Consider the following 12,952-nt stretch of genomic DNA (forward strand, 5'->3'; position numbering starts at 1 on the left):
TGTCAGGCAACCCGCTGGGGTGCACCAGTGGCCATGTTCGTGCCGACATACGGCAGCTTGGCGGCTTTCCAGGCGCCAAACCCGCCTTCCAGATGGGCGATAGGCGTGATCCCCGCCTCGATCGCGGCGCGGCAAACACGTTCGCTACGCACGCCTGAGCCGCAATGAAACACGATTCGCTTATCGCTCTGACCGGGCAGCTTGCTGGCCGCGAAAAAGGCCAGCGGCATCAGCAGCGCGCCTTCGATATGCTCGAACATGTATTCCTGGGGTGTGCGTACGTCGATGATCACCACCTCGTTCCGGTCAAATGCGGCAGCCAGTTCTTCTGCGGTCCAGGTTTCGAATACGGCGTTGCCAATGGTTTCGGATTTCATCAGTCGGTCCTTTCAGGGTTTTTCGTTTCAAGCGGGATATCAAGGCGCGCAAGCGCGTCCTTGCAATGGGCGATCATCACTTCGGTGAAGCGCTGTACCTTGGGGTCGCGATACTTGCGGCTGGGCGACAGACACGCCAGTTGCGTGGGCAGCGGGGGCGTGGCCGTGGCCACCGGCACAAGCGCGCCGCGCCGCAGATGTTCGGCCACCTCGAAGATCGGTTTCATCACGATGCCGGCCCCATCCAGCGCCCAGCCGGTCAAGACATCGCCATCATCGGATTCCAGCGGGCCCGACACCTCGAACCGCTTGGGTCCGTCTGCCGTCAGCAATGTCCACTGGAATTCCTTTGCGCCCGGAAAGCGCAGGTTCAGGCAATCGTGCCGGTCCCGCACAAGCGCTGCCCCGTCGGCAGGCATCCCGCGCTGCGCGATATAGGCAGGTGCAGCGCACAGGACGCGCGGGCAATCCGCGATCACGCGCACTTTCAGGTCGCTATCGGTCAGCGGTCCAAGGTGAAAGGCCAGGTCCAGACCTTCACCCGTCACGTCGATGACCCGGTCCGACAGGCGCAGGCGAATGTCGATCTGCGGATAGTCCCGTTTGAACCCCGGCACCGCAGGCGCGATGAAGCGCCGCCCGACGCCCAGGGGGGCGGCCACGAACAACGTGCCGCGCGGCGATTGGGTCGCGGCCATAACGTCGGCTTCGGCCTCGTCTATGGCCTGAAGGATGCGCGCGGCCCCGTCATAGAACAAACGCCCGTGTTCCGTGGGGTTGAGCGCGCGGGTGGTGCGGTTGAACAGGCGTACGCCTAGATGCTTCTCAAGCTCGGCGATCCGGGCCGAGGCCACGGCGGGCGATGTCCTCTGGTCGCGCGCTGCCGCACTCATGCTGCCCAATTCGAAGACGCGCAGGAACATTCTGATATTGTTTACATAAGCCATTATCAGTCTTTGCTTGAAACTGTTCCCGTCATTCGAAGGATTAACAAACAAGTTGGTGCTGCGATAGCCTGATCCCAACCCCGTCCAAAGGAGAGCGTGATGTATGATCTGGCTGCAATGGGTGCCTGGCTTGAATTTGCGGTGCGCTGGCTGCACGTGATCACGGCGATCGCCTGGATCGGATCGTCGTTCTACTTCATCGCGCTGGATCTGGGCCTGCACCGCGATCGCAACCTGGCGACCGGGGCCGATGGCGAGGAATGGCAGGTGCATGGCGGTGGTTTCTACCACATCCAGAAATACCTGGTGGCCCCGGCGCATATGCCCGACGGGCTGATCTGGCACAAATGGCAAAGCTACTGGACCTGGATGAGTGGCTTTTTCCTGCTGGTGCTGGTCTATTACCTGGGGGCCGAATTCTACCTGATCGACCCCGCCGTGATGGAACTGGCCACGTGGCAGGCCGTGGGGATTTCACTCGCCTCGCTCGCCTTTGGGTGGATCGTCTACAACACGCTCTGCAAGGTCTTCGTGGATGCGAACCAGACGGGTCTGATGCTGGCGCTGTTCGTGGTGCTGGTGGCGATGGCCTATTTCTACACCAGCGTCTTTTCAGGCCGCGCCGCGATGCTGCACCTGGGCGCCTTCACCGCCACGATCATGAGCGGGAACGTCTTTTTCATCATCATCCCCAACCAGAAGATCGTGGTCGCTGATCTGATTGCCGGGCGCAAACCCGATCCGAAATACGGCAAGATCGCCAAGCAGCGCAGCACGCATAACAACTATCTGACGCTGCCCGTGATCTTCCTGATGTTGTCGAACCACTATCCGCTGGCCTTTGCGACCGAGAACACATGGATCATCGCCAGCCTTGTGTTCCTGATGGGCGTGACGATCCGGCATTACTTCAATTCGATGCACGCACGCACCGGCAACCCCACATGGACATGGGCGGCCACCGTTCTGATCTTCATCGCGATCATGTGGCTGAGCACCGCGCCGATGTTCCGGTCCGATGCGCCAGAGGAAGCGCAGGGGGCCGCCTTGCGCTTCGCGCAGGCCGAAGGTTTCGAGCAGGTCCATGACATCGTGATGGGCCGCTGTTCCATGTGCCATGCCGCAGAACCTTTCTGGGAGGGGCTGCTGTGGGCCCCCAAAGGTGTGCGCCTGGACACCGAGGCGCATATCGCCGGCGCGGCGCGCGCGATCTATCTTCAGGCCGGTATCAGCCATGCGATGCCCCCCGCGAACCTGTCCTATATGGAGGCAGAGGAACGTGCCGCCATCGTGGCCTGGTACAAGGCAGCCACCGGCGGCTGATCTGCGCTGACGCGCTGCTCGATGGTGGTCGAATCGGATCCGGTCATGCTAGGTTTTGCGGCATGGCACATCCGAACCCCAAGATAGGCGAAAATCGCCCCATCATACGACAGCTTGATGAGGCCGCGATCAACAGGATCGCGGCAGGCGAGGTGGTGGAGCGTCCCGCCTCTGCGGTCAAGGAACTGGTCGAGAACGCGCTTGATGCCGGTGCGCGGCGGATCGACATTGCGCTGGCCGACGGCGGCAAGACCCTGATCCGCGTGACCGATGATGGCTGCGGCATGTCGCCGGATGACCTGCCCCTGGCCCTCTCACGCCATGCCACCTCCAAGATCGACGGCTCGGACCTGCTGAACATCCACAGCTTCGGCTTCCGGGGCGAGGCGCTGCCCTCGCTTGGTGCGGTCGGGCGGCTGACGATCACAAGCCGCGCAGGCGGGCAGGGCGCAGCGCAGATCACGGTGGCGGGGGGGCAGATGAGCCCGGTCAAACCGGCCGGCCTGACGGCAGGCACGGTGGTGGAACTGCGCGATCTGTTCTACGCCACCCCGGCGCGCCTGAAGTTCATGCGCTCGGACCGGGCCGAACAGCAGGCGACAAGCGAGGTGATCAGGCGGCTGGCGATGGCCGAGCCTTTCGTGTCTTTTACCCTGCGCGATGTGTCGGGCGGTGGCGAGGGCCGCGTCCTGTTCCGGGCCGATGCCGAAAGCGGCGATCTGTTCGATGCGCTGCACGGGCGGCTGGCGCGTGTTCTGGGCACCGAATTCGCCGACAACGCCCTGCGGATCGACGCGGAACGCGAAGGCTTTCACCTGACGGGATATGCGGCCTTGCCCACCTATTCGCGCGGCTCATCCGTGGCGCAGTTCCTGTTCGTGAATGGCCGTCCGGTGCAGGACCGTCTGCTGATCGGCGCGCTGCGCGGGGCCTATGCCGATTTCCTCAGCCGCGACCGTCACCCGGCGGCCGCCCTGTTTCTGGATTGCGACCCGCAGATGGTGGATGTGAACGTGCATCCCGCCAAATCCGAAGTACGCTTTCGCGACCCAGGCATGGCGCGTGGCCTGATCGTCACCGCCCTGCGTCATGCGCTGGCCGAGGCGGGGCATCGCGCCTCGACCACGGTTGCATCGGCCACTCTTGGCGCCTTCCGCCCGGAACCCGTCGCACCGGGCCAGCCCGCCCGCGTCTATCAGATGGACCGGCCCAGCCTTACCGCGCGCCAGGCGTCCTATGCCGCGCAAGCCCCCGGTTTTGCCGATATGCCCGCCAGCACCTATGCGGCACGGGTCGAGGACACATCCCCCGAAGTCGAGGAAACCGCGCTGCCGCTTGGGGCCGCCCGCGCGCAGGTGCATGAGAATTACATCATCGCCCAGACCGATACCGGCATGGTGATCGTCGATCAGCACGCCGCCCATGAACGGCTGGTCTATGAACGCCTCAAACGCCAGATGGCCGAGAATGGCATCGCGTCACAGGCCCTGCTGATCCCCGAGATCGTCGAGCTGTCCCCTAACGATTGCGCGCGCCTGCTGGATCATGCCGATGATCTGGCGCGGCTGGGGCTTGGGATTGAACCCTTTGGCGGCGGGGCCATCGCCGTGCGCGAAACGCCAGCCCTGCTGGGTGCAGTCAATGCGCGGGCCATGATCCTCGATATCCTTGATGAACTGGCGGATCAGGGGGAAACCACGGGCATCCAGACCCGGCTTGAGGCGATCCTCAGCCGTGTGGCTTGTCACGGCTCTATCCGGTCAGGCCGCCGGATGCGCGCCGAAGAGATGAACGCGCTGCTGCGCGAGATGGAAGCCACACCCCATTCGGGCCAGTGCAACCACGGCCGCCCCACCTATGTCGAGCTGAAGCTGGCCGATATAGAGCGGCTGTTCGGACGGCGATGATCACGCTGGGCGGACAGACCTATGCGCTGGATGATCCGGCGGTGGTGCTGGTGCTGGCAGGTCTGCTGCTGGCGCTGCTGGTCGTGATCCTGTTGATCCTTGCGCTGCGTGCTGCGGCCCGGTCTGCAAGGCTGGCGGAACCACTGGCGCAGCAGATGGCCTATATGGCCTCGCGGGTGCAGGGCCTGGGCGATGGGCAGCAGCAGCTTTCCGGTGGTCTGACCCATGTGGCCGAGGCGCAGGCGGCATCGCAGGCGCAGATGATGCGTCTGATGGAGCAACGTCTGGCCCATGTCACCGGACAGATGACAGAAACCCTGCATGGATCGGCCCGCCGCACCGCGCAGTCGCTGGGCGAATTGCAGCAAAGGCTGGCCGCTATCGACAAGGCGCAGGACAACATCACCAAGCTGTCGGGCGATGTGCTGTCCTTGCAGGATATCCTGTCCAACAAGCAGACGCGCGGCGCCTTCGGCGAGATCCAGTTGCACGATATTGTCGGCAAGGCGCTGCCTGCGGACAGCTACAAGATGCAGGCGACGCTGTCGAACGGGCGGCGGGCCGATTGCCTGATCCATCTGCCCAACCCGCCTGGCCCTATCGTGGTGGACAGCAAGTTCCCGCTGGAAGCCTATGAGGCGTTGCGGCGTGCGGATAATCCGAACGACCTCAATCGCGCGGCCAGCCTGCTGCGCCAATCCGTGCGCGGCCATATCAAGGCGATTGCCGAGCGTTACATCATCGAAGGCGAAACCGCCGACGGTGCGCTGATGTTCCTGCCCTCCGAGGCGGTCTATGCCGAATTGCACGCCAATTTCCCCGAACTGGTGCGCGAAGGCTTTGCCGCGCGCGTCTGGATCGTGTCGCCCACCACCTGCATGGCCACGTTGAACACCATGCGTGCGATCCTCAAGGATGCGCGCATGCGCGAACAGGCGGGGGCCATCAGGCGTGAACTGGGCCTTCTGTCGCAGGATGTGGACCGTCTGGGCCAAAGGGTCGAGAATCTGGATCGTCATTTCGGCCAGGCCGCGCGCGACATTGCGGATATCAAGGTCAGCGCCGACAAGGCCGGGCGCCGCGCCAAACGGCTGGACAATTTCGATTTCGAGGATGTCGTACCCGACGTCGAGGCCGATCAGCCACCTCTTGTTCTGGCGCAGGGGCAAAGACGCGATCCCTGAACGCAAAAGGGCGGCCCTGATGGACCGCCCTTTGGTGTCTGGATCCGTGCCGGATCAGATACGGAAGAAGGGTTGCGCGATGCGCGGGATCAGCTTGTTGAACCGCAACGGCGCATCCGTCGCTGCAAGGCAGATGCAATCCTCGCCGATGTCCGCAACCGGAGTATGGGTCAGATCCTCATCCGCGATCTCGATGTCGCCGCGGCCAAAACGGTCGGTCTCATCCACGAAGGCGCCTTGCAGAACCAGCGTCAGCTCCATCCCGCGATGGCCATGATCAGGCACGGCCGTGCCTGCAGGGATATAGAGCAGCCGTGCCGAGGCTTCTTTGGAGGTCGGCAGAATCGCCTGTTTCACGCCCATGCCGATGGGTTTCCACTTCACCTTGTCGACATCGCCACCCACGTAGTCACGCAGCGGGGCCGGCAAGACCGAAGCGCCCTGCGCGCTGGGCGAAGGCCGCTTCACGGGGCTCAGCGCCCCGGATGTGATCAGGCGCATCGTCTCGGCGAAACAATCCTCGGCCACGGGTTGGCTGTCCGTGCCGTCCAGAAGCGCGCCGCCGACGCTGTCGAAACTTGCCAGTTGTGCACGGCAGTCGTCACACATCGACACATGGGCGGCGACGATCAGGTTGAACGCCTCCGGCAGCGTGCCGGCGGAATAGGCCATCAGCAGCTGGTCGGTCAGATGATGTTTCACGTTATGCATCTCGATATTCACTTCATTGCATGGCGCAGTCTGTCCAACGCCAATCTGATGCGGGATTTGATCGTGCCAAGGGGCAGACCCGTCTGATCTGCGATTTCGCTATGCGACAAATCGCCGAAATAGGCTTTTTCGATCAGTTCCCTTTGTTTCGCGGGCAGGGCGGCAATCGCGCGCCCCAGTTGTTCGCTTTCCTGTTGCAGGCTCAGGATGTCTGCCTGATCCGGCTCTTCCTCGGGGCCCCAGTCCAGATCTTCCGGCTCGGGGCGGCGTTGCTTGCGCAGCGCGTCGATCTTCCTGTTCCGGGCGATCGTGAACACCCAGGTGGCGACCGAGGCGCGGGATGCATCGAACAGATGCGCCTTCTGCCACAGCGTCGCCATCACCTCTTGCGTGCACTCCTCGGCCAGGGTTGCGTCGGCCCCGGACCGCATCAGAAATGCCTTAACCCGCGGGGCGAAATACTGGAACAGCTCGGCAAAGGCCGTCTGATCCTGATCATCCCTGATGCGGGTCATGTGGGTGATCCAGTCGGTCGGATCGTATTTTGTCTTCATGGCCAACGGCTGCGCCTTCGTGGACAAATCTGTCTTGCCCCCTGTCCTAGCACGCAGGGCGGCCGGGGACGAGGCGACATTTGCTTCCGAAGGATCAACGACGTTGAACATGCAAGTGATTACGGGGGCATGACGCGACTGGATCACCACGCATCTGATTTTTCTGTAAATCATCCAAAACGCGATTTACTGCGTATCTACCCCAAAGACCAATCCAGAAAGACCGGAGTCAGAACCACATGCCATTCGAAGCGGGCCGCGTCGCCCCAAGAAAAATAGCCGTCATCGGAGCAGGGATTTCAGGCATGGGGGCCGCGCATATGCTGGCGGATACCCATCACGTGACCCTGTTCGAGGCAGAGCCCCGACTTGGCGGCCATGCCCGTACCATCGTGGCGGGCAAGAACGGCGATCAGCCGGTTGATACCGGTTTCATCGTGTTCAATTATGCCAACTACCCGCACATGGCAGCGCTGTTCGATCGTCTGGATGTGCCGGTTGTCAAATCGAACATGAGCTTTGGGGCCTCTCTCAAGGGGGGGCAACTGGAATACGCGCTGACCAGCCTGTCAGCGCTGTTCGCGCAGAAGCGCAACATCGTGAACCCCAAATTCCTGGGCATGGTGCGCGATATTCTGAAATTCAACGCGCAGGCGCTGATCATCGCGCAGGACCGCAGCCTGACGACCGGGCAATTCCTGGCGCAGCTTGGCACCGGCGACTGGTTCCGCGATTACTATCTTCTGCCCCTGTCCGGCGCGATCTGGTCCACGCCTGTCGAGCAGATCATGGATTTTCCCGCCCATGCGATGATCCGGTTCTTCGAGAACCACGCGCTGTTGAACACCACGGGGCAGCACCAATGGTTCACGGTGCAGGGTGGATCGGTCGAATACGTGCGCCGCTTGGGTGACGCGATGCGCGCGCAGGGCGTGACCTTCCGCCTGGGCACGCCGATCGATGCCGTGCGCCGGCTGCATCTGGGCGCCGAGGTCAAGGCAAGGGGCGGTGAATGGGAAACCTTTGACGAGGTGATCTTTGCCACCCATTCCGACGATACCCTGCGCCTGCTGGCAGATCCCACACCCGACGAGAAGGCCAACCTTGGCGCCATCGCCTATCAGCCGAACGACATCGTGCTGCATGCCGACCCTGCGGTGATGCCGCAGCGCAAGGTTGTCTGGTCATCCTGGAACTATACCGAGATCATGGGCAAGCAGTCCGACAAGATCGATCTGACCTACTGGATGAATTCGCTCCAGCCGATCCCGCAGGACGATCCGCATTTCGTCACGCTGAACAGCACGCGCCCGATCCGGCAAGAGCTGATCTATGATCAGGTGACACTGCGCCACCCTGTCTATGACATGGCCGCACTGGACGCGCAGGACAGGATCCGCGCGACCAACGGGACGCGCAACACATGGTTCTGCGGGGCGTGGATGCGCCACGGTTTCCATGAGGACGGCCTGTCCAGCGCGGTCGATGTGGTCGAGGCGCTGTCGCGCAACAACGTGGCACTGGTGGCGGCGCAGTGACAGGAATAGACCATATCGCCGGTCACACCTGGCATGGGCGCAAGGGCGGGGTCGATAACGCCTTTCGCTACGGGGTGGATTACCTGCTGCTGGATGCGGAACATCCGCAGGACGCGCCCAGCCTTTTCGGACGCAACCGGGGCAACCTGACATCCGTTTGGGACAGCGACCATGGGGGGCCGCCCAAACAGGGACGCGGTGCTGCCTGGGTGCGTGAGGTGCTGACGGTGCATGATCTTGAAGCGCCGGCGCGGATCGAACTGCTGACCCAGCCGCGCGTTCTGGGGCATGTGTTCAACCCGGTTTCATTCTGGCTCTGCCGTGATGCGGATGAGAACTTGCGCGCGGTCATCGCAGAGGTCACGAATACATTCGGCGATCGCCATTCGTATCTGGTGCATCGCGAAGATCATGGGCCGATCACGGCCCATGACCGGATGCGCGCCACCAAGCTGATGCATGTCAGCCCGTTTCAGCCGGTCGAGGGCGGGTATGAGTTTCGCTTTGACATCCGGTCTGACCGGATCGGCATCTGGATCGACTACACGGGCGGCAATGGCGGTGTGATCGCCACGCTTGTCGGCGCGCGCAAACCTTTGACAAACGCGGGCATCCTGCGCGGCGCGCTGCGCCGTCCGTTCGGATCCCGGCGGGTTCTGGCCCTGATCCATTGGCAGGCTTTGAAGCTCTGGTGGAAGGGCGTGGCCTATCGCCCCCGGCCCGAGCCGCCCATCGAAGAGGTCAGCAGGTGAAAGCCCTGAGCGCCACGATGCCCGCAGCCCCTGCGCTGCCAGCCTATGGGGTTTTTGCGGCCCTCTTGGCCGCAGCCGGGCTGCCGATCTACATTCACGCCCCCAAGGTGTATGTGGATGAATATGGCGTGTCGTTGGCGGCTTTGGGTGCGGTCTTGTTCGGTCTTCGCCTGTTCGACGTGATCCAGGACCCGTTGCTGGCGCGGCTTGCCGGGGCGCTCAGGCATCAGCGCGCAGTGGCGGTGACGGGCGGTGTCGCCCTGATGGTTGCATCCATGCTGGGCCTTTTTGCCGTCGCTCCACCCGTCGCGCCCTTGATCTGGTTCGCCTTGATGCTGGCGGGTGTATTCTCGGCCTTCAGTTTCCTGACCATCTGTTTTTATGCCCAGGGCGTGCAAACCGCCGGGACGATGGGGGCCACGGGTCATATAAGGCTTGCCCGGTGGCGTGAAACAGGCGCCCTTCTTGGGGTCTGCGTTGCCGCAGTGGCGCCTGTGGTTCTGGGCGGTTTCGAAGGCTTTGCCCTTGGCTTTGCCCTTCTGGGGCTTGGCGCTGTCTGGCTGATGCGGCACGAATGGGGCGGCCAGCTGACAATACCCGAAGCAGGCATGGCGCCCGTGCTGCGCGATCCGGTGGCGCGGCGGCTTTTGCTGATCGCGCTGGTCAACGCAGCGCCCGTGGCCGTCAGCTCGACCCTGTTCCTGTTCTTTGTCGAAAGCAGGCTTGCCGCCCCCGGGTGGGAAGGTCCCTTCCTGTTGCTGTTCTTCCTGTCGGCGGCTGTTGCCACCCCGTTCTGGGGAAAGGCGGCCGAGGTTTACGGCCCCAAACGGGTTCTTGTCGCGGGCATGATCCTGTCGATTGCGGCCTTCGCCTTTGCCCTGACCCTGGGTGCCGGCGACACCCTGGCCTTCGCGGTGATATGCATCGCGTCGGGCGCGGCGCTGGGCGCGGACATGACGCTTTTGCCCGCGATCTTCGCGGCGCGCATGGCGCGGATTGCACCTGGCGCTTCCGGCGCGTTCGGCCTGTGGTCCTTCGTGTCGAAACTGTCGCTGGCCTTTGCCGCCGTTGCCCTGCTGCCCGCCTTGGAGGCCGCCGGATTTCGTGCCGGGGTCGAGAATACAGACGATGCGCTTCTGGCGCTCAGCCTGGCCTACGGGCTGGTGCCGTGCCTTCTGAAACTGCTTGCCATTGGCCTGCTGGCCACAACCAACTGGAAAGAGGACTAGATGGCGGATTATCTTCTCTTCACGCTTCTCGGGATGGTTCTGGTTCTTGGCCCGCTATGGGCCAAGGCAAGGTTCTGGTCATTCACCTCCCAGACCCCGCAGGACTATGAAAAGGGTGCGCCCCAGTTTGATCTGCGCGAGCATCTGAACGGGCCGATCCTGTGCGAGGGCGTGATCTATGGCCCGCTGGGCCGCGTGACCTCGCGGTTTGTGGGCAAGTTCGAGGCGCGTTGGGATGGAAACCGTGGCGTGATGCGCGAGCATTTCATCTATGACAGCGGCGCCACGCAAGACCGCGAATGGCGTCTGGAAATCGGCAATGACGGTCAGATCAAGGCCGATGCCGACGATCTGGTGGAGCCGGGCAGCGGCCGGATGTCGGGGTCTGCGGTGCAGCTGAAATATCGTATTCGCCTGCCGCAGGATTCCGGCGGGCATGTTCTGGACACGGTGGACTGGATGTATCTTGCCCCCAATGGCACGGTGATGAACCGCAGCCAATTCCGCAAATTCGGGATTCCCGTGGCCGAACTGGTCGCGACAATGCGCAAGGTGGACGCGGCATGATGAACTGGCAAGGCAAGAGGTACTGGCTGATCGGCGCAAGCGAGGGTCTGGGTGCTGCCCTGGCCCACAAGCTGAGCCGGGCCGGAGTCGAGGTGATCGTCTCTGCCCGTAACGAGGATCGCCTCAAGGCTTTGGTGGCTGAACTGCCGGGCAAGGCATCGTTCGTGCCTGTCGATGTCGGCGACCGCGTCAGCGTCGAAAAAGCGGCCGCGCAGGTGGGGCAGATCGACGGGATGGTTTACCTGGCCGGGGTCTACTGGCCGATGAAGGCGCAAGACTGGAATGCCGATCAGGCCGAGGCGATGGCCGACATCAACTTTACCGGCGCCGTGCGCGCGGTGGGTGCCGTGATCCCGCAGATGGTCGCACGTGACGCGGGCCATATCGTGATCACCGGCTCGCTGTCCGGGTTTCGCGGCCTGCCCGGCGCGATCGGCTACGCGGCGTCCAAGGCGGGCACGATGTCCCTTGCCGAAAGCCTCTATGCCGATCTTCACAAGACCGGTGTGCGGGTTCAGGTGGCCAACCCCGGCTTCATCCGCACCCGCCTGACCGACAAGAACGACTTTCGCATGCCTTTCCTGATGGAACCGGATCAGGCGGCGCAGGACATGTTCGAGCTGATGAACGATCAGGGCCGCTTCAAGCGCAGCTTTCCCACGGTGTTCAGCTGGCTGTTCCGTCTGTCCCAGTTCATGCCGGACTGGATGTATTACCGCCTGTTTGCCTGAGATCAAGGACGCTTCCGTTTGGAGGGATCACCACTGTCTGGCATAGTGCCACCAGGAGGACCCCTGCCATGCTGGAGATTTCAGTCAACAAGATTGCCCAGATCGTTCTGATGTCCCGCGAGTTGAACCGCGCGGAAGGCGAGTTGCGCGCCTTCATCGACAGGCTGAGCGAGGAAGAGCAGACCAGCCTCGTGGCCCTGATGTGGATCGGGCGCGGCTCTTTCGAACCGGAAGAGCTGGAAGAGGCGATCCGGACAGCCGCCCAGGAGGCGACAACCCCCACCGCCGATTACCTGCTGGGCACGCCCCATCTGTCCGATCATCTTGAAAACGGTCTGGATGCGCTTGGCCTGTCAGCCATCGACGAAGAAGATGATTTGATTCGAGGCGGTTAGACGCTTCCAAAGCCTGATTTGGTCGAATGTTGCCGGATCTGTGCGTTCATGCACCAAGCGAGTGCGGCATTTCGGGAACTGACCTCAAGTCAGGCTGTTTTCGGGCTTCACGAAATGCCTCTCATTCTGGTGCCATTCGCGTGAGCCGTTAGCAACATTTCAGTCCGTCTTTGGAAGAAATTCCATAACCATATGTATTTAAAACAGAAAAATCTGGATTTTCACCCTTTCGAAAAAGTTTCAGCTTTCAAGATGGCGCGGTCACACATTCCCTTGAGCAGGCGTGTTTTGAATGTGCGATGATGTGACGTCATATTGGGTTCAGATCAAAAACGATCGTAACCGAAACAAACGGAGTTACACAATGAACCGCATCATCATGACCGCAATCGCCGCCGCTACCTTTGGAACCGTTGCCTATGCAGGCGACATGGTATCCAGCAACGACACCCTGGGCACCCGCACCGAAGCCGCCAGCGTCATCGTCTTCGAACGTGACCGTGGCATTTCCGGCAGCGACATGATCTCTGCGACCGCAGGGACCGAGCGGATGGTCGACGCCGGCCTGATCCTGGAGCCCCGCGATCTGGCGATTGCAGAGAACGGCCAAGTGACCGTCTACAGCTTCAACGCACCGGCCAACAACAGCGCCGTGACTTTCGCACCGCGCTAAGCCCCCCTGACGCAGGGCCTCCTCCCCCTGCGTCAATGAACAGCGCCCTGTTGTTCAAAAAAAC

Annotated in this window: 14 protein-coding genes; 10 read left to right on the top strand and 4 right to left on the bottom strand. The window is 62.4% G+C overall.

Going from position 1 to position 12,952, the window contains the following annotated elements; all coding sequences use genetic code 11:
* Positions 1 to 2: 2 nt before the first annotated feature.
* Positions 3 to 377 carry a rhodanese-like domain-containing protein gene (locus ACFQ3C_RS12035; RefSeq protein ID WP_380792041.1) on the bottom strand — a complete coding sequence of 125 codons (375 nt, stop codon included), beginning with the start codon at positions 375 to 377 and terminating at the stop codon, positions 3 to 5.
* The gene (locus ACFQ3C_RS12040) at positions 377 to 1,324 is read right to left on the bottom strand and encodes a LysR family transcriptional regulator (RefSeq protein ID WP_380792043.1); all 948 of its coding nucleotides are present in this window, start codon (positions 1,322 to 1,324) and stop codon (positions 377 to 379) included. Before ACFQ3C_RS12040 ends, ACFQ3C_RS12035 begins: the two co-directional genes overlap by 1 nt.
* A gap of 99 nt (positions 1,325 to 1,423) precedes the next feature.
* On the opposite strand from ACFQ3C_RS12040, the gene ACFQ3C_RS12045 reads away from it, so the two are divergent.
* From ACFQ3C_RS12045 to ACFQ3C_RS12055, 3 genes are all read left to right on the top strand, one after another.
* On the top strand, positions 1,424 to 2,647 hold the full coding sequence (locus ACFQ3C_RS12045; protein WP_380792045.1) for a urate hydroxylase PuuD: 1,224 nt from the start codon (positions 1,424 to 1,426) through the stop codon (positions 2,645 to 2,647).
* A gap of 62 nt (positions 2,648 to 2,709) precedes the next feature.
* The gene (gene mutL, locus ACFQ3C_RS12050) at positions 2,710 to 4,554 is read left to right on the top strand and encodes a DNA mismatch repair endonuclease MutL (protein WP_380792047.1); all 1,845 of its coding nucleotides are present in this window, start codon (positions 2,710 to 2,712) and stop codon (positions 4,552 to 4,554) included.
* A complete protein-coding gene (locus tag ACFQ3C_RS12055; RefSeq protein ID WP_380792049.1) occupies positions 4,551 to 5,738 on the top strand; it encodes a DNA recombination protein RmuC in 1,188 nt (395 codons plus the stop codon). Before mutL ends, ACFQ3C_RS12055 begins: the two co-directional genes overlap by 4 nt.
* Positions 5,739 to 5,792: 54 nt before the next feature.
* Here ACFQ3C_RS12055 and ACFQ3C_RS12060 read toward each other — a convergent pair whose 3' ends face one another.
* Both ACFQ3C_RS12060 and ACFQ3C_RS12065 read right to left on the bottom strand, forming a co-directional pair.
* Complete coding sequence (locus ACFQ3C_RS12060; protein WP_380792051.1) at positions 5,793 to 6,449, bottom strand: ChrR family anti-sigma-E factor; 657 nt, start codon at positions 6,447 to 6,449, stop codon at positions 5,793 to 5,795.
* Positions 6,450 to 6,457: 8 nt separating this feature from the next.
* Complete coding sequence (locus tag ACFQ3C_RS12065; RefSeq protein WP_380792053.1) at positions 6,458 to 7,003, bottom strand: sigma-70 family RNA polymerase sigma factor; 546 nt, start codon at positions 7,001 to 7,003, stop codon at positions 6,458 to 6,460.
* Between the two features lie 239 nt (positions 7,004 to 7,242).
* Between ACFQ3C_RS12065 and ACFQ3C_RS12070 the strand changes: the two genes are divergently transcribed.
* The 7 genes from ACFQ3C_RS12070 (at position 7,243) to ACFQ3C_RS12100 (ending at position 12,888) form a co-directional block, all read left to right on the top strand.
* On the top strand, positions 7,243 to 8,541 hold the full coding sequence (locus tag ACFQ3C_RS12070) for an NAD(P)/FAD-dependent oxidoreductase (protein ID WP_380792055.1): 1,299 nt from the start codon (positions 7,243 to 7,245) through the stop codon (positions 8,539 to 8,541).
* Entirely contained in the window at positions 8,538 to 9,293 is a 756-nt protein-coding gene (locus ACFQ3C_RS12075; protein ID WP_380792057.1) for a DUF1365 domain-containing protein, read from the top strand. Before ACFQ3C_RS12070 ends, ACFQ3C_RS12075 begins: the two co-directional genes overlap by 4 nt.
* 17 nt (positions 9,294 to 9,310) lie before the next feature.
* Positions 9,311 to 10,522 (top strand): MFS transporter, encoded by a 1,212-nt coding sequence (locus ACFQ3C_RS12080; RefSeq protein ID WP_380792143.1) that lies wholly within the window; start codon positions 9,311 to 9,313, stop codon positions 10,520 to 10,522.
* A complete protein-coding gene (locus ACFQ3C_RS12085) occupies positions 10,523 to 11,089 on the top strand; it encodes a DUF3833 family protein (RefSeq protein WP_380792059.1) in 567 nt (188 codons plus the stop codon).
* Positions 11,086 to 11,820 (top strand): SDR family NAD(P)-dependent oxidoreductase, encoded by a 735-nt coding sequence (locus ACFQ3C_RS12090; RefSeq protein ID WP_380792061.1) that lies wholly within the window; start codon positions 11,086 to 11,088, stop codon positions 11,818 to 11,820. Before ACFQ3C_RS12085 ends, ACFQ3C_RS12090 begins: the two co-directional genes overlap by 4 nt.
* Before the next feature lie 68 nt (positions 11,821 to 11,888).
* Positions 11,889 to 12,215: a DUF3775 domain-containing protein gene (locus tag ACFQ3C_RS12095; RefSeq protein ID WP_380792063.1), complete on the top strand. Its 327-nt coding sequence runs from the start codon at positions 11,889 to 11,891 to the stop codon at positions 12,213 to 12,215.
* Positions 12,216 to 12,579: 364 nt separating this feature from the next.
* Positions 12,580 to 12,888, top strand: coding sequence for a hypothetical protein (locus tag ACFQ3C_RS12100; protein ID WP_380792065.1), 309 nt, complete (start codon positions 12,580 to 12,582; stop codon positions 12,886 to 12,888).
* The last annotated feature ends 64 nt before the right edge of the window (positions 12,889 to 12,952 follow it).

This window comes from Seohaeicola saemankumensis (genome assembly GCF_042678485.1).
Classification (GTDB): Bacteria; Pseudomonadota; Alphaproteobacteria; order Rhodobacterales; family Rhodobacteraceae; genus Seohaeicola; species Seohaeicola saemankumensis.